This is a genomic window from Pseudomonas sp. FFPRI_1 (assembly GCF_055384485.1).
Map to the genome: position 1 here is coordinate 6260575 of NZ_AP029168.1, position 18509 is coordinate 6279083.

General features: G+C 63.0%; 20 protein-coding genes. 11 read left to right on the top strand and 9 right to left on the bottom strand.

All coding sequences use genetic code 11. The features are described from left to right. Positions 1-8 precede the first annotated feature (8 nt). The 4 genes from ACZ5BO_RS27905 (at position 9) to ACZ5BO_RS27920 (ending at position 2250) form a co-directional block, all read left to right on the top strand. Positions 9-338 (top strand): GlpM family protein, encoded by a 330-nt coding sequence (locus ACZ5BO_RS27905; RefSeq protein ID WP_177330290.1) that lies wholly within the window; start codon positions 9-11, stop codon positions 336-338. Between the two features lie 187 nt (positions 339-525). After that, positions 526-1446, top strand: a complete 921-nt coding sequence (locus ACZ5BO_RS27910; protein ID WP_025129631.1) for an arginase family protein — start codon at positions 526-528, stop codon at positions 1444-1446. After that, positions 1443-1817, top strand: a complete 375-nt coding sequence (locus ACZ5BO_RS27915) for a DMT family transporter (RefSeq protein WP_232641867.1) — start codon at positions 1443-1445, stop codon at positions 1815-1817. Before ACZ5BO_RS27910 ends, ACZ5BO_RS27915 begins: the two co-directional genes overlap by 4 nt. 31 nt (positions 1818-1848) lie before the next feature. Further along, entirely contained in the window at positions 1849-2250 is a 402-nt protein-coding gene (locus tag ACZ5BO_RS27920) for a DMT family transporter (RefSeq protein WP_025129629.1), read from the top strand. Between the two features lie 440 nt (positions 2251-2690). Here ACZ5BO_RS27920 and ACZ5BO_RS27925 read toward each other — a convergent pair whose 3' ends face one another. Further along, complete coding sequence (locus tag ACZ5BO_RS27925; RefSeq protein ID WP_464697083.1) at positions 2691-3557, bottom strand: fatty acid desaturase family protein; 867 nt, start codon at positions 3555-3557, stop codon at positions 2691-2693. Positions 3558-3690: 133 nt separating this feature from the next. Next, complete coding sequence (locus tag ACZ5BO_RS27930; RefSeq protein WP_025129627.1) at positions 3691-4461, bottom strand: MipA/OmpV family protein; 771 nt, start codon at positions 4459-4461, stop codon at positions 3691-3693. A gap of 229 nt (positions 4462-4690) precedes the next feature. Here ACZ5BO_RS27930 and ACZ5BO_RS27935 point away from each other — a divergent pair, with 229 nt between their 5' ends. Genes ACZ5BO_RS27935 through ACZ5BO_RS27960 form a run of 6 tightly spaced genes read left to right on the top strand, consistent with a single transcriptional unit; the run spans position 4691 to position 11940 of the window. Beyond that, positions 4691-5386: an HAD-IB family phosphatase gene (locus tag ACZ5BO_RS27935; RefSeq protein ID WP_025129626.1), complete on the top strand. Its 696-nt coding sequence runs from the start codon at positions 4691-4693 to the stop codon at positions 5384-5386. Beyond that, on the top strand, positions 5379-6773 hold the full coding sequence (locus ACZ5BO_RS27940) for an aspartate aminotransferase family protein (RefSeq protein ID WP_025129625.1): 1395 nt from the start codon (positions 5379-5381) through the stop codon (positions 6771-6773). Before ACZ5BO_RS27935 ends, ACZ5BO_RS27940 begins: the two co-directional genes overlap by 8 nt. Then, a complete protein-coding gene (locus tag ACZ5BO_RS27945; protein ID WP_464697084.1) occupies positions 6770-7636 on the top strand; it encodes an alpha/beta hydrolase in 867 nt (288 codons plus the stop codon). The genes ACZ5BO_RS27940 and ACZ5BO_RS27945 overlap by 4 nt, the downstream gene beginning before the upstream one ends. Positions 7637-7650: 14 nt before the next feature. Beyond that, positions 7651-8778 carry a GNAT family N-acetyltransferase gene (locus tag ACZ5BO_RS27950; protein WP_025129623.1) on the top strand — a complete coding sequence of 376 codons (1128 nt, stop codon included), beginning with the start codon at positions 7651-7653 and terminating at the stop codon, positions 8776-8778. Then, positions 8775-10553 carry a sensor histidine kinase gene (locus ACZ5BO_RS27955; protein WP_464697085.1) on the top strand — a complete coding sequence of 593 codons (1779 nt, stop codon included), beginning with the start codon at positions 8775-8777 and terminating at the stop codon, positions 10551-10553. The genes ACZ5BO_RS27950 and ACZ5BO_RS27955 overlap by 4 nt, the downstream gene beginning before the upstream one ends. Beyond that, the gene (locus ACZ5BO_RS27960) at positions 10543-11940 is read left to right on the top strand and encodes a sigma-54-dependent transcriptional regulator (RefSeq protein ID WP_464697086.1); all 1398 of its coding nucleotides are present in this window, start codon (positions 10543-10545) and stop codon (positions 11938-11940) included. The genes ACZ5BO_RS27955 and ACZ5BO_RS27960 overlap by 11 nt, the downstream gene beginning before the upstream one ends. A 52-nt stretch (positions 11941-11992) precedes the next feature. Here ACZ5BO_RS27960 and ACZ5BO_RS27965 read toward each other — a convergent pair whose 3' ends face one another. Further along, on the bottom strand, positions 11993-13027 hold the full coding sequence (locus ACZ5BO_RS27965; protein WP_464697087.1) for an alpha/beta fold hydrolase: 1035 nt from the start codon (positions 13025-13027) through the stop codon (positions 11993-11995). A 235-nt stretch (positions 13028-13262) separates the two neighbouring features. Here ACZ5BO_RS27965 and metR point away from each other — a divergent pair, with 235 nt between their 5' ends. Further along, the gene (metR, locus tag ACZ5BO_RS27970) at positions 13263-14180 is read left to right on the top strand and encodes a transcriptional regulator MetR (RefSeq protein WP_025129619.1); all 918 of its coding nucleotides are present in this window, start codon (positions 13263-13265) and stop codon (positions 14178-14180) included. A 136-nt stretch (positions 14181-14316) separates the two neighbouring features. Here the strand turns inward: metR and ACZ5BO_RS27975 are convergent, their stop codons facing one another. From ACZ5BO_RS27975 to ACZ5BO_RS28000, 6 genes are all read right to left on the bottom strand, one after another. Beyond that, positions 14317-14826 carry a GNAT family N-acetyltransferase gene (locus ACZ5BO_RS27975; protein ID WP_025129618.1) on the bottom strand — a complete coding sequence of 170 codons (510 nt, stop codon included), beginning with the start codon at positions 14824-14826 and terminating at the stop codon, positions 14317-14319. Positions 14827-14828: 2 nt separating this feature from the next. Next, a complete protein-coding gene (locus ACZ5BO_RS27980) occupies positions 14829-15194 on the bottom strand; it encodes a nuclear transport factor 2 family protein (RefSeq protein ID WP_464697088.1) in 366 nt (121 codons plus the stop codon). 15 nt (positions 15195-15209) lie between these two features. Further along, positions 15210-15848, bottom strand: coding sequence for a LysE family translocator (locus tag ACZ5BO_RS27985; RefSeq protein ID WP_025129616.1), 639 nt, complete (start codon positions 15846-15848; stop codon positions 15210-15212). Positions 15849-15872: 24 nt separating this feature from the next. Further along, positions 15873-16307: an NUDIX hydrolase gene (locus tag ACZ5BO_RS27990; RefSeq protein ID WP_025129615.1), complete on the bottom strand. Its 435-nt coding sequence runs from the start codon at positions 16305-16307 to the stop codon at positions 15873-15875. 100 nt (positions 16308-16407) lie between these two features. Then, entirely contained in the window at positions 16408-17754 is a 1347-nt protein-coding gene (gene nosR, locus ACZ5BO_RS27995; RefSeq protein WP_464697089.1) for a response regulator c-di-GMP phosphodiesterase, NosR family, read from the bottom strand. 196 nt (positions 17755-17950) lie between these two features. Further along, a complete protein-coding gene (locus ACZ5BO_RS28000) occupies positions 17951-18220 on the bottom strand; it encodes a type B 50S ribosomal protein L31 (RefSeq protein WP_025129613.1) in 270 nt (89 codons plus the stop codon). Positions 18221-18509 lie beyond the last annotated feature (289 nt).

Here is an 18509-nt window from a genome sequence, read left to right on the forward strand (position 1 = left end):
TGGATCTATTGTTGAAGGCCGCCCTGGGCGCGGCAGTGGTGGTGATCCTCGCGGCACTGGCCAAGACCCGCAACTACTACATTGCCGGGCTGGTGCCGCTGTTCCCCACCTTCGCCCTGATCGCCCACTACATCGTCGGCAAGGGCCGCTCCCTCGATGACCTGAAGACCACCATCCTGTTCGGCATGTGGTCGATCATTCCCTACTTCGTCTACCTGGCGACCCTCTATGTGATGGTCGACCGCCTGCGCCTGGAAGCCTCCCTGGCGGTGGCGGCCGTGGCCTGGTTGATAGCTGCCAGCATTCTGGTCAGCGTCTGGGTGCGCCTCCACGCCTGAACCGCCCTCCACTCCCGTAGGAGCGAGCTTGCTGGCGAAGCGGCTGACACCGTTCTTCGCCGGCAAGCCGGCTCCTGCAAGCGGCGGCTGGCCCGACCCTTGCATTTACCCGGCAAAGCCCGCCCAGCCTGCGTTTGAGCTTGTTCACGCAGATTTCTGGAGGGCGCTGCCATGGGTAAAGAAGACTTTGAACATCCTTGATCTCGACCACAGCCTGACCGCCCAGGAACCGATCATCCGGCGCCTGAATAGCGGCCAGGCGCGACGCCTCGACCTGCTGGACCTGGGGCCGAAACTGCGTCTCTGGTCCACCGAACGCACCTATCGCCACTTCACCGAACGCCTGCGCCAGCGACCCCGCCACAGCGGCCAGCAGCCAGAAATCTTCTTTGTCGGCTCCGGCGACTATCACCACCTGACGCCAGCCTTCCTCAGCGATCTGCCCGAGCCGGTCAGCCTGATCCACTTCGACAATCACCCGGACTGGGTGCGCTTCGCCCCCCGTCGGCACTGCGGTTCCTGGGTCAACCGAGCGCTGAAACTGCCGAACATCCAGCGCATCGTCACCCTCGGTCCGTGCAGCGAAGACTTGCACAACCCACAACTGCGCGGCGGCAACCTCGGGGCTCTGAAGCACGGCAAGCTGCAGCTGTTTCCCTGGCAGCACGCGCCGTCCAAGGTCTGGGGCCGGGTCGGCGACGGCGCCGGGCACCAGCAGCAGGAGAACCACCTGCACTGGCGCAACCTGGCCCAACTGGACTGGCCGGCCTTCCTCGCGCAGATGATCGACAGCCTGCCCACCGAGGCGGTGTGGATCACCATCGACAAGGACGTGCTGGCCAGCGAAGACGCCGCCACCAACTGGGACCAGGGCGGCATGCGCCTGACTCACCTGCTGCTGGCCTTGCGCACCCTCGCGGCACGCAAGCGGATCCTCGGCATCGATGTCTGTGGCGAATTTGCCCAGCCGGCCTTCAGCAATGCCTTCAAGCGCTGGGAAGCCAAGTCCGACCAGCCTCCGGCCGAGCGCTGGAGCCCGGACGACCTGCTGCGCAACTCAGTAACCAATGAAGCCCTGATTTCGCTGTTCGAGGAGCTGTTCCCGTGACATTGACCGTTGTTCTGCTGGTGGCCTTTTCCATCGTCCTGGACGTGATCGGCCAACTCTGTTTCAAGCTGGGCCTGGATCGCCTGCCGGAGCTGGAAGGCGGTTTCCGCCTGAATGCCTTCTGGGGCCAGGTGTTCAACGCGCCCTTGCTGTGGTGCGGCATCGGCGCCTATGTGATCGAGTTTTTCGTCTGGCTCGAAGCCCTGTCCCGAGCGCCGCTGAGCCTGCTGTTTCCGGCAGCGGCCCTGGCCTACTGCGGTGTGGTGCTGGCGGGCAAGGTGGTGCTCGGGGAGACCGTCAGCCGCCGGCGCTGGCTGGGCACCCTGGTGATCACCGCCGGGGTGATGCTGGTTTGCGTGGCCAGTACCTGATCCTTATTCAACGAATAGAAGGAAGCGTTTCATGAGTTCCAATACCTCCCATGGCTGGTTGCACGAGCGTCTGGGCACCATCGTGCTCTGGGCCTTGCTGATCGGCTTCGAGAGCGCCGGCCAGATCGCCACCAAAGTCGGCGGCGACCAGTTGGGCCAGATGGATTTCAACCTGCAATGGCTGGCGGCGGTAGCGGTCAATCCGGGCGTACTGCTGGCGATTGCCTGCTACATCGGCGCGTTTTTCGTGTGGATGCTGATCCTGCGCCGCAGCAGCCTGTCCCTGGCCTTCCCTTTGAGCTCCCTGGTGTTCGTGGTGGTGCTGCTGGGCTCCTGGCTGGGCCTGGGCGAGCAGATCAGCCTGCTGCACTGGGTCGGGGTCTTGGTGATCATCGGCGGGATTGCCCTCCTGGCGGAGGGAGAAGAGGCCTGAGGGCCTCTTTCGCTGGCAAGCCAGCTCCTACAGCGATTGAGGTTGCGTTGGGGGCTGTGTAGGAGCCGGCTTGCCGGCGAAGTCGATCTTGCGGGCCTCTTCGCTGGCAAGCCAGCTCCTACAGCGATTGGGGTTGCGTCGGGGGCTGTGTAGGAGCCGGCTTGCCGGCGAAGGCGATCTTGCGGGCCTCTTTCGCTGGCAAGCCAGCTCCTACGGCGATTGGGGTTGCGTCGAGGGCTGTGTGGGAGCCGGCTTGCCGGCGAAGGCGATCTTGCGGGCCTCTTCGCTGGCAAGCCAGCTCCTACAGCGATTGGGGTTGCGTTGGGGCCGTGTAGGAGCCGGCTTGCCGGCGAAGGCGATCTTGCGGGCCCCTTCGCTGGCAAGCCAGCTCCTACAGTGATTGGGTTTGGGTCAGGGCCGTGTAGACGCCGGGGCGGCCATCAGGCCTTGCGCCGGGACACCAGGAAGCCCAGGCCGTGGGACACGGATATCACTTTCACTCCCGCCGCCCGCTGCTGTTCGCGTATCTCGCGATGGAAGGCCTTGACCTTGGTCCAGTGCATCTTCGGCCGGTAGTGATGCTCGGCGTGGTAGCCGTTGTTCATCCAGAGCAGGTTGTACAGCGGGCTGTAGGAACTCACGCCCCAGGCAATCGGCAGGTCGGGGTTGCCCCCCAGGTGTTCGTAATAGCCATTGAGCGACGACAGCGACTGCCCCAGGTACCAGAACGGCAGCAGCACCAGCACCGCGTGCCAGTCGACCCAGGCCAGCGCCAGATAGAAGGCTATCGTCACGGCAATTTCCACCTTTACCCAGCGCGCGTCATCCGCTCGCTTGCGTTGCATTTCCTGATAGATCTCCTTGGGATCGTCGCGAAAAAAGCTCAGGAAGGTGTAGGCCCAGGGGTTGTCCGGCTGGCCATCCTTGCCATGCAGGTAGATCGACAGCGGGTCGATGGTCTTGCCCTGGGCATCGGGCAAGTCGGAATTGCCCCGGTGATGGCGATTGTGGATATCGCGATACAGGGTCTGGGAAAAACCGATGGTCACCGACAGCAGCAGGTCAAAGGCCCGGTTCATCCACGACGGGGTGAAGTAGGGATTGTGGATCTGGTTGTGGGAAATGCTGTTGATGCTCCACGACAGGCTGACCGCGTAGAGCAGCGCGGCCGGGAGGATGACCCACCAGGACAGGGCATGGAAATCCAGCACCAGCCACAGGACAAAGGCGAAATGCGCCAGGGCCATGACAATCGGAATCAGGTCCCAGAGGGAATAGGAGAGCAAACGATAGGCGGGGCGAGCCATGAAGAACTTCCTGAGAAATTGAATTCATGGCGGCTATTGCAAAGGCCAGACCAGCTTTTATCGCCCTGGCCGCGTTCCAGGCCACCGAGATCATCTGCAGGCCTTGGTGTACAAGGCTGCAGCCTGTTTCAGATCAGAATTTGTAGCTGATGGCGGTCTGTACCTGGCCCTGATTGACGTCGCCCTTGTCCCGGACAATGGTGCTGTCCGCCGCCGAGTTGGTCAGGCGGATCCAGCTGGCGCTGGCCATCAGCGACCAGTTGTCCCCCAGGGGAAACTGGAAGTTCTGGGTCAGGGTGACGTTCTGCAAGCCGCCGCCGGCGTTGTATGAGCCGATGCCGGACGCCCGGGACTCTTGGTCACTGACGCCAAAGAAGGTCTGGGTCTGGCGGGCATCGGCAAAGTGCAGGGTCAGGTTGTTGCTGCCGATGATGCCCATGCCCAGTGGATAGCCGATCTCCCCGCCCAGCTTGCCCAGCAGGCCGCCCTGGCCGCCGCCCCCGCCCACCGCCTGGCCCACGGCAGCGAACAGGCGCCAGAAGTCGTCCGGCGCGTACTGCACAAAACCGCCGACATCGGCCATGTCCGGCACGTCCCGCAGCCCGCGCAGCGAGCCATCGGCATTGCGCCCCTGCAGGTAATTGACATAGGGGCCGATGCTCAACCCGTTGCTCTTGAAGGCATCCCAGGTCAGCCCATCATCAGTGCTCAGACTGACATCGCCCCAGTCCAGGTCCAGATAGGGCAAGGGAGCCGTGTCGTAGCGGCTGCCGCTGGGATCGTGGGGCTGATAGCCCAGTCCCAGGCCCAGTTCGCCGCTGATTGCGGAATCGGCGGCAGCACCGCAGGTAGCGCTCAGCGACAACAGGCCGAGCAACAAGGCGGGGAGAGAAAGCCGGGGCATGAATGAGTTTCCTTATCTGAACATGCGCGCATCAATCACCAGAGCCACCCATGGGCGCAAGCACTGATGTTGTTTGTAGGGACCTACAAAAATTGTAGCAAGAACGCTACAAATCGCCCCGCTCCCTCGCCAAAGCCCCAGCCCTGCTGGGTTAGCGCTACTTGGCACAGTCCCTGCTGTACCCCTGCCGCAAGCGCAAAGAGCGCTCTTATTCAACAGGTACCAGCAGATGATGCACTGGCATATCGTATGTGACTTCGACGGGACCATCTCCCGCGCCGACGTGATCGATAACGTTCTCCAACGCTTTGCCGACCCGAGCTGGGAAGGCATCGAGCAGGAGTGGCTGGACGGTCACATCGGCTCCCGAGAATGCCTCAGCCGCCAACTGGCCCTGGTCAAGGCTTCACCTGCCGAACTGCTCGGCTACTTCGACAGCGTCGAAATCGACCCCGACTTCCCCGACTTCGTCGATCACGTGATCGGGCTCGGGGCTTCCATCGAGGTGGTCAGCGACGGCATCGAACAAGGCATCGCCCGCATCCTGGCACGCAACTACGTGACCCTGCTGCCGATCCTCGCCAACCGCCTGCGCCAGGTCGACCACAACAGCTGGCGCATCGATTTCCCCTACGCCAGCGACGCCTGCCGCGCCGCCTCCGGCAACTGCAAATGCAAATCCACCCCGCGCGGCAAGCGCGTGCTGGTGATTGGCGACGGCCAGTCGGACATGTGCGTGGCCTCCACCGCCGACTTCGTCTTCGCCAAGGATCGCCTGGCCGACTACTGCCAGCGCAACAACATTCCCCATGCGCGGTTCGACTCCTTCGCCGAACTGCCGGCGCTGCTGGCCAAACTGCCGAACAGCGCCGCCAACGCCACCAACTTCTCTCTTGAAACCCAGGAACTCTTCCACCATGTCTGATATCCGCATCGCTACCGCAGAAGACCAGATCCTTCTGGATAAAGAAGCCAAGTACTGCTCCTACGGCGATACCGTTCACTACATCGAACCCCCGCGCATTTTCAGCCGCTGCGAAGGCTCCTACGTCTGGGACACCAGCAACCAGGCCTACCTCGACCTGCAGATGTGGTACTCGGCGGTGAACTTCGGCTACGCCAACCCGCGCCTGAACAACGCCCTGAAACAACAGATCGACACCCTGCCGCAGATCGCCAGCCAGTACCTGCACAAAGGCAAGATCGAGCTCTCGGAAATGATCGCGGTCGATGCCAAGAAGAAGTTCGGCCTCGACGGTCGCGTGCACTTCAACGTCGGCGGTTCGCAGTCGGTGGAAGACTCGCTGAAAGTGGTGCGCAACGCCACCAACGGCAAGAGCCTGATGTTCGCCTTCGAGGGCGGCTACCACGGCCGTACCCTGGGTGCTTCGTCGATCACCTCCAGCTACCGCTACCGTCGCCGCTACGGCCATTTCGGCGAGCGTGCGCAATTCATCCCGTTCCCTTACCACTTCCGCGGCCCTAAAGGCATGACCAAGGAAGAGTACGGCAGCCACTGCGTGCAGCAGTTCGCCCGCCTGTTCGAGACCGAATACAACGGCGTCTGGGACCCGAAAGTCGGCCAGAGCGAATACGCCGCCTTCTACGTCGAGCCGATCCAGGGCACCGGCGGCTACGTGATCCCGCCGATGAACTTCTACAGCGAGCTCAAGCACGTGCTGGACCAGCACGGCATCCTCATGGTGGTGGACGAAATCCAGATGGGCTTCTACCGCACCGGCAAGCTGTGGTCGATCGAGCACTTCGACGTCAAGCCGGACGTGATCGTGTTCGGCAAGGCGCTGACCAACGGCCTCAACCCGCTGGGCGGCATCTGGGCCCGTGAAGAGCTGATCAACCCGGGCGTGTTCCCGCCAGGCTCGACCCACTCCACCTTCGCCTCCAACCCGCTGGGCACCGCCGTGGGCCTGGAAATGTTCAAGATGACCAGCGAGATCGACTACGGCGCGATGGTCATGGAAAAGGGCAAGTACTTCCTCGAAGGCCTCAAGGACCTGCAGAAGCGCTACCCGATCATCGGCGACGTCGACGGCCTGGGCCTGGCCCTGCGCTGCGAAATCTGCACCACCGACGGCTTCACCCCGGACAAGGCGACCCTGGACTACATGGTCGAGGAAGGCATGAAGGGCGACATCGAAATCAACGGCCAGCGTCTGGGTCTGATCCTCGATGTGGGCGGCTACTACAAGAACGTCATCACCCTGGCCCCGTCGCTGGAAATCAGCTACGCGGAAATCGATCTGGGCATCGCGCTGCTGGACCGCCTGCTGGATCGGGCCATGAAGCGATGAACAAGGCTGAGATCGATCTGGGCGAAGGCAGCGCCGGCTTCGTTCTCGGCTCGGGTCCGGTCGGGGTCTTGTTGATCCACGGCCTGACCGGCACCCCGACGGAACTCCGTCGGGTGGCCCAGGGCCTGGCCAAGGACGGTACGTGCACGGTGTACGTACCGACCCTGCCCGGGCACTGCGGGGACAACAGCGACCTGCAGGCCACCGGCTGGCAGGACTGGTACCAGGGCGTGCGCAAGACCTTTGTCGGCGTACGGCAGCGTCACGAGCAGGTGTTCGTCGGCGGCCTGTCCATGGGCGCAGTGATGTCCATGTACCTGGCGTCCGAGCACCCGGGACAGATCAGCGGCCTGCTGATGTACTCCACGACCTTGAAGTACGACGGCTGGAGCATCAACAAGCTGGCCTTCCTCACCCCGTTGCTGATGAAGATTCCATTCGGCGTGCACATCTGCCGCTTCGAGGAGAAACCGCCCTACGGCATCAAGAACGAGCGCCTGCGGGCCATCGTCGAGAAGCAGATGAAGGCCGGCGAAAGCAGCAATGCCGGGCTCCTGACCATGGAGGGCGTGACGGTGCGCGAGTTGCACCGGATGAACGCCGTGGTCAAGAAGCGCATGCCGTCGATCACGACCCCAGCCCTGGTGCTGCACGCCAGCGAGGACGACATCACCAGTACCTGGAATGCCGATTACGTCGAGCGCAAGCTCGGCGGGCCGGTGGTCAAGATTCTCCTGGACAACTGCTATCACATGATCACCGTGGACCTGCAGTACCAGCGCGTGATCGAGTTGAGCGCGGATTTCATCCAGCAGCAAGTGGTCAGGCCCGCCATGCGCGAAGACTACCGACAGCTGGCCTAGCTTAAGGACGAGACGTGATTACCGCCCAAGCCTTTTCAACCATCCAGGCCATCGACCGCGGTGCCTGGAATGACTGTTTTCCAGATGCCCTGGAGGATTGGGACTACTACCTGGCCGTGGAAAAAGCCGCCATCGCCGACTTCCAGTGGCGCTACCTGGCGGTCTTCGAAGGCTCGACCCTGGTGGCCGTGGCTCCGGCCTTCACCACCCAGTACCGGCTCGACACCACGGTCTCGGGCCTGGCCAAGCGCTTTACCGAACGCCTGGAGCGGCACTGGCCCGGCGTTCTGCAACTGCGCCTGTACGCCATCGGATCCCCGGTGGCCGAACAGTGCAACGCCGGCACCGCCAGCCATGTACCCGAAGAACGTCGCCAGGCCTTGCTGGATCAGTTGCTGCAACTGGCCCGGCGCGACGCCGACGACTTCGGCATTGGCCTGATGGCGGTCAAGGATGCCCCCAGCAATGACTTGCAGTGGGCGGCCAGTTGCCTGGCCGCCGGCCTGCAAGCCATGCCGAGCCTGCCCAGTGCCCTGTTGCCGGTGCCTTTTGCCTCGATCGACGCCTACCTCGGCACCCTGGGCAAATCCACCCGCAAGGACCTGCGGCGCAAGCTGCGCGCACCGGCCCCCCGCATTGAATGGCGCCACCAGATCGACGACGTCCTGCCGGACATCATGCGTCTGTACGAGGCCACGCTGAACCGCAGCGACCTGCAGTTCGAACGCCTGCCGGCGGACTATTTCACCGGCATCCTCGAACAGTTGGGCGAACGCGCCGCCTGCGTCCTGTACTGGGTCGGCGGGCAGTTGGTGGCGTTCAACCTGATCCTCATCGACCAGCATCGGCTGATCGACAAATTCTTCGCCCACGACCTCAATGTCAGTCGTGAGCACAACCTGTATTTTCGCAGTTGGCTGGCCAACGTCGACTACTGTATTCAGCAGCGAATCCCGCTGTATGAATGCGGCCAGGCGGGCTATGCCAGCAAACTGCGCCTGGGCTGTCGTTTCACCGGTAACATGTTGTTTTTCCGGCATCGCAATCGCTTGCTCAATGCCTTGCTCAAGGTAATAAAACGCTTTGTCCGCCCGGATCGCTCCGACCCCGCCATGGCTGCTGCAATAAGCGAAAGTACATGACCAGAAAAGATCGTCGTCCTCCCCGCCCTTTCGCCATCTCCCGCTGGAGCCTGCAACGCAAGCTGGTGCTGGCGTTCTGGCTGGTCAGCGTGATTCCCACCATGATCGCCGCCGAGCTGGCGGCCACGACCCTGTCGGAAATATTCGACAGCAACGTGCGCATCTGGCTGCAGGAGTCCACCAAGATCGTCGAGGACGAGATCACCGAGATCCTCCATGACAACGCCAGGATCGCTAAGCTGTTCCTGCGTTACACCCGCCCGCCCACGGATCGCAGCGCAGCCAAGCACGACAAGCTCACCGCGGACATCGCCGACTCCATGGGCATCGATGTGGTAGCGCTGATCCGCAAGAACGATCACAAGGTGATGTTCACCACCGTCGCCGATGATGTGGTGGGACAGATCAGCACCGCCTCCAATGCGGTGCTGCAGACCCTCCAGGTCGGCGGCGTGGCCACCGGCGCGGTGGTCTCGACCTTCCAGACCAGCCTCGATGGAGTCGACTACCAACTGCTGATCGCCACCTACCTGGACGCCAGCTTCCTCACCAGCGTGGCCGACGTGCATTCCCTGGACCTGCGCCTGTACCTGGCCAAGGCCGATGACTTCTCGGAGATCTTCGCCACCCAGCGCTTCGAGGACCACCCGCCCAAGGTGCCGCACAAGATTGAAGACATCCTGCGCGCCACCCGCCAGCCCACCGAGCAGTTCACCAGCCGCTACAGCGGCCTGTACCGGCCGATCTTCAATGACAGCGGCGACCTGGTGGGGGTGATTTTCAGTGGCCTGCTGCGCCATAGCAGCCTGGTGGGCCTGGTCAACCAGAGCAACCTGTTCATCCTGATTTTCCTCCTCAGCTCGGCAGCCTCGCTGTGCGTCGGCTGGCTGGTGTCGCAACGCCTGACCCGACCATTGCGGGGCCTGTCCAAGGGCGTGCAGGCGGTGATCGCCGGCGACTACCGGCAACGGGTGCCGGTAATCGGCGGCGATGAGCTGGCGGAGCTGAGCAGCACCTTCAACCACATGACCGAACGCCTGGGAGAACTGCAGCACCTGGAAGCGCAATTGCGCCGCCGCGACCGCCTGCATGCCCTGGGGGAAGTGGCCATGGGCCTGGCCCACGAGATCCGCAACCCGCTGGGCATCATCAAGACCGCGACCCAACTGCTGCACCGCCGGGCCAACCTGCCGGAAAACGACAAGCGCCACCTGGAATACGTGATCAGCGAGGTCAGCCGGATCAATGACCTGATCACCGAATTCCTCGACTTCGCCAAACCCAGCGCGCCGATTCGCTCCACGCAGGCGGCGCGGCCACTGGTGGAGGAACTGCTGGGTTTCTGCACTCCGGAGCTGGCTACCCACAACATCGACGCGCAGATCGACGACCAGGCGCCGGGAGCCACCATCCACGCCGATGCCCGCCAGCTCAAGCAGGCCTGCCTGAACCTGATCCTCAACGCCATCGACGCCATGCCCGACGGCGGCCGCCTGACCCTGGGCATCGCCCAGCAGGAAGATGAAACCATCATCAGTGTCAGCGACACCGGCCAGGGCATCGAAGCGGACATGCTGGAGCGCATCTTCACCCCCTTCGTCACCACCAAGGCCTCGGGCACCGGCCTGGGATTGGCTAAAGTCTTCTCGATCATGGAAAGCCATGACGGCCATATAGAATGTGTCAGCGAAAAAGATGCTGGCGCCACCTTCAGCCTGTACATTCCGGCCAACGGTGAAGAGGACGACGAAGACGAGGACAGTGATGACGCATAACCTGCTGGTGGTCGATGATGAACCGAAACTCTGCGACCTGCTGTCCTCGGCCTTGAGCCAGAACGGCGTCCAGGTGTTCACCGCAAGCAATGGCCTGCACGCCCTCAAGGTGCTGGAGCAGGAGGACATCGACCTGGTGATCAGCGACTGGCGCATGCCCGGCATGGACGGCCCGCAGTTGCTGGGGGAAATCAAGCAGCGCTACCCGCAGTTGCCAGTGATCGTGATGACCGCCTACAGCACGGTGAAGAACGCCGTGCAGTCCATGCGCAATGGCGCCTACGACTACATCGCCAAGCCCTTCGACATCGACGAGCTGGACATCACCGTCAGCAAGGCCCTGCAGTTTCGCGACATCCTCAAAGACAATCAGCGCATGCGCGCCGAGCTCGACGAGCATCAGCAGTTCGACAGCCTGGTAGGCGACAGCCCGGCCTTCCGCCGGGTGCTGCAAGCGGTGGATTCGGTGCGCGAAAGCAACGCCACCATCCTCTTGACCGGAGAAAGCGGCACCGGCAAGGAGATGGTCGCCCGCGCCATCCACAAGCACGGCAATCGCGCCGACAAGCCGTTTGTCGCGGTCAATTGCGCAGCGATCCCCGAAGGCTTGCTGGAAAGCGAGATGTTCGGCCACCGCAAGGGCGCCTTCACCGGCGCCGTGGCAGACCGGGTCGGGCGTTTCCAGCAGGCCGACAAGGGCACTCTGTTTCTCGATGAAGTGGGCGACATGCCCCTGGCCCTGCAGGCGAAGATTCTCCGCGCCCTGCAAGAGCGAGTGATCGAGCCGGTAGGCGACCCACGTGAGCGCAAGGTCGATGTGCGAGTGATCGCCGCGACCAACAAGAACCTGTTGGAAGCGGTGGCCAACAAGGAGTTTCGCGAGGACCTGTATTACCGCCTCAACGTCTTTCCCATCCCCCTGCCAGCGCTGCGCGAGCGGGTCGAGGACATCCCCCCGCTGGCCCGACACTTCGCCCACAGCCTGGGCGCCACCGCCGGCAAGCGCATCACCGGGTTCAGCGCGCAAGCCTTGCAGGCCATGGCCAACTACACCTGGCCGGGCAATATCCGCGAACTGCAGAACTGCGTGGAACGGGCCACCATCGTTGCCTCGGGCCAGGTCATCGAAGAGAGCGACCTGCCAGGCTACCTGTTCGACAGCCAGCCCCAGGGCGCGCTACACGGCGCCGCCATCAGCGTTGGTCCGCAAGTGCCCAGCGACCTGGACTCGGCCCTGGCCGAAGTGGAAAAAGCCTACATCCTCGCCGCGCTGCATCAGAGCAACGGCGTGCAGGCCGCAGCAGCGCAGATGATCGGGATTTCCGAGCGCAGCTTCTGGTATCGCTTGAAGAAGCTGGGCATTCAGGTGGACAAGATTGTCCGCTGACGCGGACAGCTGCGAGCTGCAAGCGAAAATCTAGCCGCTTGAGGCTTGCCGCTCAGAGCAAGCGCCCCACTTCCAGCGGTTCGATCTGCACCCAGTGGGAGGTGTCTTCGCGATGGGTTTGCAGGTACGGCAGTACCGCGGCCAGCAACGGTGCCTTGAAGGCTTCCTGGAAACGATGGGCCAGGCCCGGAATCAGCTTCAGCTGGCTGCCCTGGATCTGCGCCGCCAGGTGCACCCCGTGCATCACCGGCAGCAGCGGATCGGCGGTGCCATGCACCACCAGGGTCGGCACCCGCAGTTGCTTGAGCAGGGCCACCCGGCTGGGCTCAGCGAGAATCGCCATGATCTGCCGCTTGACCCCCTCCGGATTGAACGCCCGGTCATAGGACTGCGCAGCCTGCTGGAGCAGGACCTTGCGATCATCGGCCACCTTCGGACTGCCGAGGGCTGCCAGCAGGTCGGCCTGCTGTTCCAGGGCGGCTTCGCGGTTCGGCGCATTGCGCCGGGAAAGCAGTTGTACCAGCGCGGCATTCGGCGCCGGCAGGCCTTCGGCACCGGAGCTGGTCATGATCAGCGCCAGGCTCTCCACTCGCTGTGGCGCCATGGCTGCCAGGTGCTGGGCGATCATCCCGCCCATGCTCGCCCCGAGCACGTGAAACTGCTCGATATGCAGCGCGTCCATCAGGCCCAGCGCGTCATCGGCCATGTCCGTCAAGGTGTAGGGCGCAGCCACTGGCAGGCCGAGCTTGTAACGCAGCACTTCGAAAGTCAGGTTGGCGCTGGCCGGCGCCTGGCGCCAGGTGGACAGGCCGACATCGCGATTGTCGTAACGGATCACCCGGAACCCCTGCTGACACAGGGCCACCACCACCTCGTCCGGCCAGTGAATCAGTTGCCCGCCCAGGCCCATTACCAGCAGCAGCGCCGGGTCGGAAGTCCGACCGATGCTCTGGTAGGCCAGGCTCACCTGAGGCAGGTCGACACGTTGGGTCGGGACATTGACATCGCAGCGCGCGGCCGCAAAAGACAGCTGGCCGAGCAAAAGCCCGGCCAGCAGGACGACAGTGGAAAAAAATCTTGCCCGCATGGAAAACACCGAAACGCAGAACCCCAGTAGAGCGCGAGTCTGATGAACTTCGATGATTCGCGCTGCCACAGTTGCGTGACAGTTTGATGAAGTTTGCCCAGCGGTCGTGATCCAGTCGATCGCGCTCCCGGCCCTCAGCAGGAGATCAGTGGGGCTGGATGATCGACAGGCCGGCCAACATGAGACAAACTCAACACTTTTATGCCGATCACAAAATTCATTCATGGAGAGCCTGGTGCTAGAGATCCGTCACCTGAAGACCCTGCACGCCTTGCGCGAAGCCGACAGCCTGGTGGAAGCCGCCGAACGCCTGCACCTGACCCAGTCCGCCCTGTCTCACCAGTTCAAGGAACTCGAAGAGCGCCTGGGCATGCCCTTGTTCGTGCGCAAGACCAAGCCGGTGCGCTTCACCAGCGCCGGCCTGCGCCTGCTGCAACTGGCGGACGCGGCCCTGCCGCTGCTGCGGGGCGCCGAGCGCGACATCGCCCGGCTGGCCGGCGGCACCGCCGGGCGCCTGCACATGGCCATCGAGTGCCACAGCTGCTTTCAGTGGCTGATGCCCACCATCGACCAATTCCGTGACGCCTGGCCAGAAGTGGAGCTGGACCTGGCCTCGGGCTTCTCGTTTGCCCCCTTGCCGGCCCTGGCGCGGGGTGACCTGGACCTGGTGGTGACCTCCGATCCCCTGGAATTGGCAGGCATCACCTATGTACCGCTGTTCACCTACGAGGCGATGCTCGCGGTGGCCAACCAGCACGCCCTGGCCAACAAACCCTACATAGCCCCGGAAGACCTGCTCAGCGAAACCCTGATCACCTACCCGGTGGAACGAGACCGCCTGGACATCTTCACCCGTTTCCTCGAGCCCGCGGACATCGAGCCGGCCCAGGTGCGCACCTCGGAACTGACGGTGATGATGATGCAACTGGTAGCCAGTGGTCGTGGCGTCTGCGGCATGCCCCACTGGGCCCTGCACGAATACAGCTCGCGGGGTTATGTGAAGGCCAAGCGGCTGGGGGAAAAGGGGCTGTTCGCCACCCTGTATGCGGCAATTCGCGCCGACATGCTGGATGCGCCCTACATGCGCGACTTCCTGCTGACGGCCAAGGACACTTCATTCTCGACCCTGGACGGCGTCAGCGCGGTGCGTTGAAGCCGACACCCGGCCGCCCTATCGGCGGCCAGTGCAGGGCCTGGGCGCCGGCGACCACCGCCCCGGAGCGGGTCGAGCCTGGGGCGAATACACCCCATAGCCGTGGCGGCAACAGTCAGTTGATGGGCGATGCTGCTCAGGTTTCAACAGGCACTTCGCGCCACATGTGGATCTTGTCGAAGTAGTCCTCGCCCACCCTCACTGCCTGGGGTTCAAGACCGAACTGGACAAAGCCGCAGCGCTGGTACAGCGACAGTGCCGCGTCGTTGCCTGCGGTCACGGTCAGTTGCACCAGGCGCAGCCCTTCGCAGCGGCCGGCATGCACCAGCAATTCCTGCAGCAGTCGATAGCCCACCCCGCTGTTGCGCTGCCCGCCGGTGACGTAGAGCCCGAAGAGGGTTGCCTTGTGCCGGGCCTTTTCCCGCAGCTCGAAGGCCAGGCCGACGATGCCCAGCAGGCGCCCCTCGGAAAATGCCCCCAGCAGCAGGTCCAGTTCGCCATCCAGGCGCGAAGCCCACCAGGCCAGGGGTAGTTTTTCCCGCTCGGTGACACTGGAAGTGAACGCCTGGGGATGGCGGTCATAGGCTTCGAGCATCAAGGCCCGGTACTGCTCCACGTCGTCAGGGGTCAAGCGTTGGATCTGCATGTTCAGTCGAGGGTCTTCTGTCCGGTGATGAATGAGGCGGACTGGATCTTGCCCGCCTGCACTTCATAGATAGCCACGGTTTCCAGGGTCCCGCTGCCTTCCGCGAAGGTCCGGCTGATCAGCTCATGATCGACCACCACATTGCCCATCACGCTGCGCTGCAGCAGCCGGGCATGCAGGTTGGGCTCGCGAAAGCGTACCTGCGCTCGGGCGCCAAGTTCCTCATGGCCCTTGGCCAAGAGCGTTGCCGGGTGCTCGTATTGCCGGGCATCCGGCGCATAAGTCGCCAGCCAGGCCGACAGGTCCTTGCGGTTATAGGCCTGCAATTGCTCCTCGACCACCGCTTCGGGACTGGGAAAACCAGACATGGGATGACTCCTCGATCAATTGACTCGGCGCTGTTCGAACATCAGCCGTACAGCCAGCGCCGCCAGCACGAACCCCATGAAATAGCGCTGCACCGACAGCCAGGTGGGGTTGCTGGCGAACCAGGAAGCGATACCCGCGGCAAACAGCGCGATCAGCAGGTTGACCGAGAAGCTCACGCTGATCTGGGTCAGGCCGAGGATGATGCTCTGGGTAAACACCGAGCCGTGCTCAGGCTGGATGAACTGTGGAAACACCGAGAGGTAGAACACCGCGATCTTGGGGTTCAGCGCACTGGTGAGAAAGCCCATGGTCACCAGCTTGCGCGGCGAGTCCGCAGGCAGCTGCTGGGCCTCGAAAGGCGAGCGGGCACCCGGCTTGAGCGCTTGCCAGGCCAGCCACAACAGGTACAGGGCACCGGCCCACTTGAGCACTTCATAGGCCATGGGCACCGCCATGAACACCGCGGTCAGGCCCAGCGCAGCGGCGAACAGGTGAACGAAGAACCCCGCCACCACCCCCAGCAACGACGTCACTCCAGCCTTGCGCCCCTGGCAGATCGAACGGGAAATCAGGTAGATCATGTTCGGCCCCGGGGTCAGCACCATCAGCAAGGAAGCGGCGGCGAAGATCAGGTAGTCGTGGAGTGGGATCATGGCAGTCCTTGGCGGTGCGGGCAGTCAGGCTGGGGTGGTTGGCAAAGTGCGATAGAACGGCAAGATCAGATCCCGTGTCAACGGCGCCAGGAACAAATCACCGTCGCCGGCCGGATCGATCCAGCGCACTTCTTCGATCTCTGCCGCGGGGGTCACGGGCGTGTCGATGCGAACCAGAAATACCTCGGCTTGCACCACATGCCCCGGCTCATTGGCCGCCGGGGCGGAGAACTGCTGCAGGTAACGCGCCTGGGCCGGATCGATGCGCAGGCCCAGTTCTTCCTCCAGCTCGCGGGCCAGGGCCTGCACCGGCTGCTCGCCGGCTTCGATCTTGCCGCCCGCTTGCATGAAGGCCTGGGTGCCGCGCTTGCGCACCAGCAGGGTGTGTCCGTCGGCACCGATCAACAGCGCGGCAGCAATACGAATGATGGAAGGAACAGCAGAGCAGGACAGTGACATGGGCATCGGGCAACCTTGAAAACGAAGGCGCAAGGATCACATGTCCGGCAGTGGCACGTCATCCGTCAAAGCTCTGCTTGCTCCTGGCAGATGCCTGGGATCATGGGTTCGCTTGGCCTTTATCGGGTAGTTTGACGAACACGCTGTAGCGAGCGCCCTCCATGGTTTCGAAGGCTATCAGCTTGTCCACCAGGGGCAGGTTGAGCACCTTGCCGGCATTGAGCAGCAGCATGCCGTTGTCGGCATTCAGGTTGCGCGCCAGGATCATCCCCGCCATCAGTTCCCGGGTACCCAGGACCTTGACCGACGGATCCCCCAGGGTCACGTCGCTGAGGTACACCGAACAGACCTGGATGAAGCCTTCCACCAGTTGCGGATCGTACAGACGGCCAGCGTACTTGCGAATGAACACCAGGGCCTCGTCGCTGTTCATGTGTCGCTCAAGGACCAGCCCGCATTGCAGCTCGATGAAATCCACCGCCAGCTTGAGCAGACGCGACCCCAGGGGAATCGCCTCGCCCTTGAGGTGATCGGGAAAGCCGCTACCGTCCCAGTGTTCCTGATGATGACGGATCAGCCGCGCGGCATCCTGCACCGGCTCCAGGGTCATCAACAGCGATTCGCTCTGTGCCGGATAGGCCCGGTAGCGTTCACGCTGGTGATGATGCAGCAAGTCGGCCGGGGTGATCATCATGCTGTCGCTCCAACTCAGCTTGCCGATGTTGTGCAGTGCCGCGGCCATGGCCAGGTCGCGCTGGATCGGCGCCTCCAGCCCCTGGATCTTGCCGTAGGCGCGCACCAGCTCGATGATCCGCCGGTTGGTCTGCTTCTCCGGCGGCAAGCGCTGGTTCACCAGCAGCGAGAACAGCTCGGCTCCTGTGGCATAGCTGTGCTTGAGCTCCTCATAGGCCAGGTCAAGCATGTCGGCTGTCTGTTGCAGCTCGGCGGTACGGGCCGCCACGCGTTTTTCCAGCAGGGCGTTGAGCGTCTTGAGTTCGTTGTTCTGCTGTTGCGCCAGGCTGTCCAGGCGTCGGCGCTCACGTTCGGAATGCTGATGCTCCAGAGCCTGGCGCAAGGTCAGCAGCAGTTCCTGATCATCCCAGGGCTTGCTCAGGTAACGGTAGATTCCCCCTTCGTTGATGGCCCGGGCGATCAGCTTCGGGTCCGGATCGCCCGTCAGCAGAATGCGCGTGGTGGCAGGGTAATGCTGATGAATGCGCGCCAGCAGGCTCGGGCCGTCCATGTGCGGCAAGTGGGCGGCGCTGATCACCAGGTCCACCTCTTCGGTGGCCATGATGCGCAAGGCCTCGCTGCCGTCATGGGCGCAGTGCAGTTGATAGGGATGGGGCACGAGCAACTGGCGCAGGCGCTGCAGGATCGCGTCCTGGCCATCCACCAGCAAGACTCCGGGTTGGCGTGTGACAGTGGCAACGTTCAGCTCACCCATGAGACACCTCGGGTCAACGTCGATGAACGCGTCCTTCATTTTGTAGATGGGCAACGGCATTCCCTGTTGCCTGATTCAAGACTAGAAGAATTTCCAATCGAGATGATGGCTTTTTAATGCCATCGGTCCGCTGAAAGGGTTCCAGCGGGCCCGCAAGGCGAACGCAGCCTTGTGCCAACGTTCGCCGGCAATGGCATCACTGAGCGGCTTTGGCACTGGAGCCGAAGGATGCAAAACGCTTGTTGAAACCGGCAATGCGGCCTTCGGACTGGGTCTTGCGCTGCTGCCCGGTGTACACCGGATGGGAGGCACTGGACACGTCCAGGGCGACGTAGGGGTAGGTCTTGCCGTCGCTGTACTGCTGGGTGCGGTCGGTGTCGACGGTGGAACCGATCAGGAAGTACACATCAGCGGCGGTATCGTGGAACAGCACGGTGCGGTAGTCGGGATGGATATTGGGCTTCATGGGAACCTCCAGCGGATTGGGATGGCAACAATTGTTATACAGTAACAATAAATCTCGATTTAAACGAGAACTTATCGCAATAAGGTTATTCCCCCAAGGTCCCGGCCAGTTGCCACTCCTCGGTTTCAGGCTTGCCCACACGGCGCTGGCGGGCCAGTATGCTCAGCTGCAACGCTCTCACACTGCCGTGAATTCCTATAAGAAATGCCTGTGCAGCCTGCCGTTCCAGCCGTTCGGTGCCGCTGTGTATTACCCGTTTTCCAGGCATCCGCTGCCTGAATGACCTGAT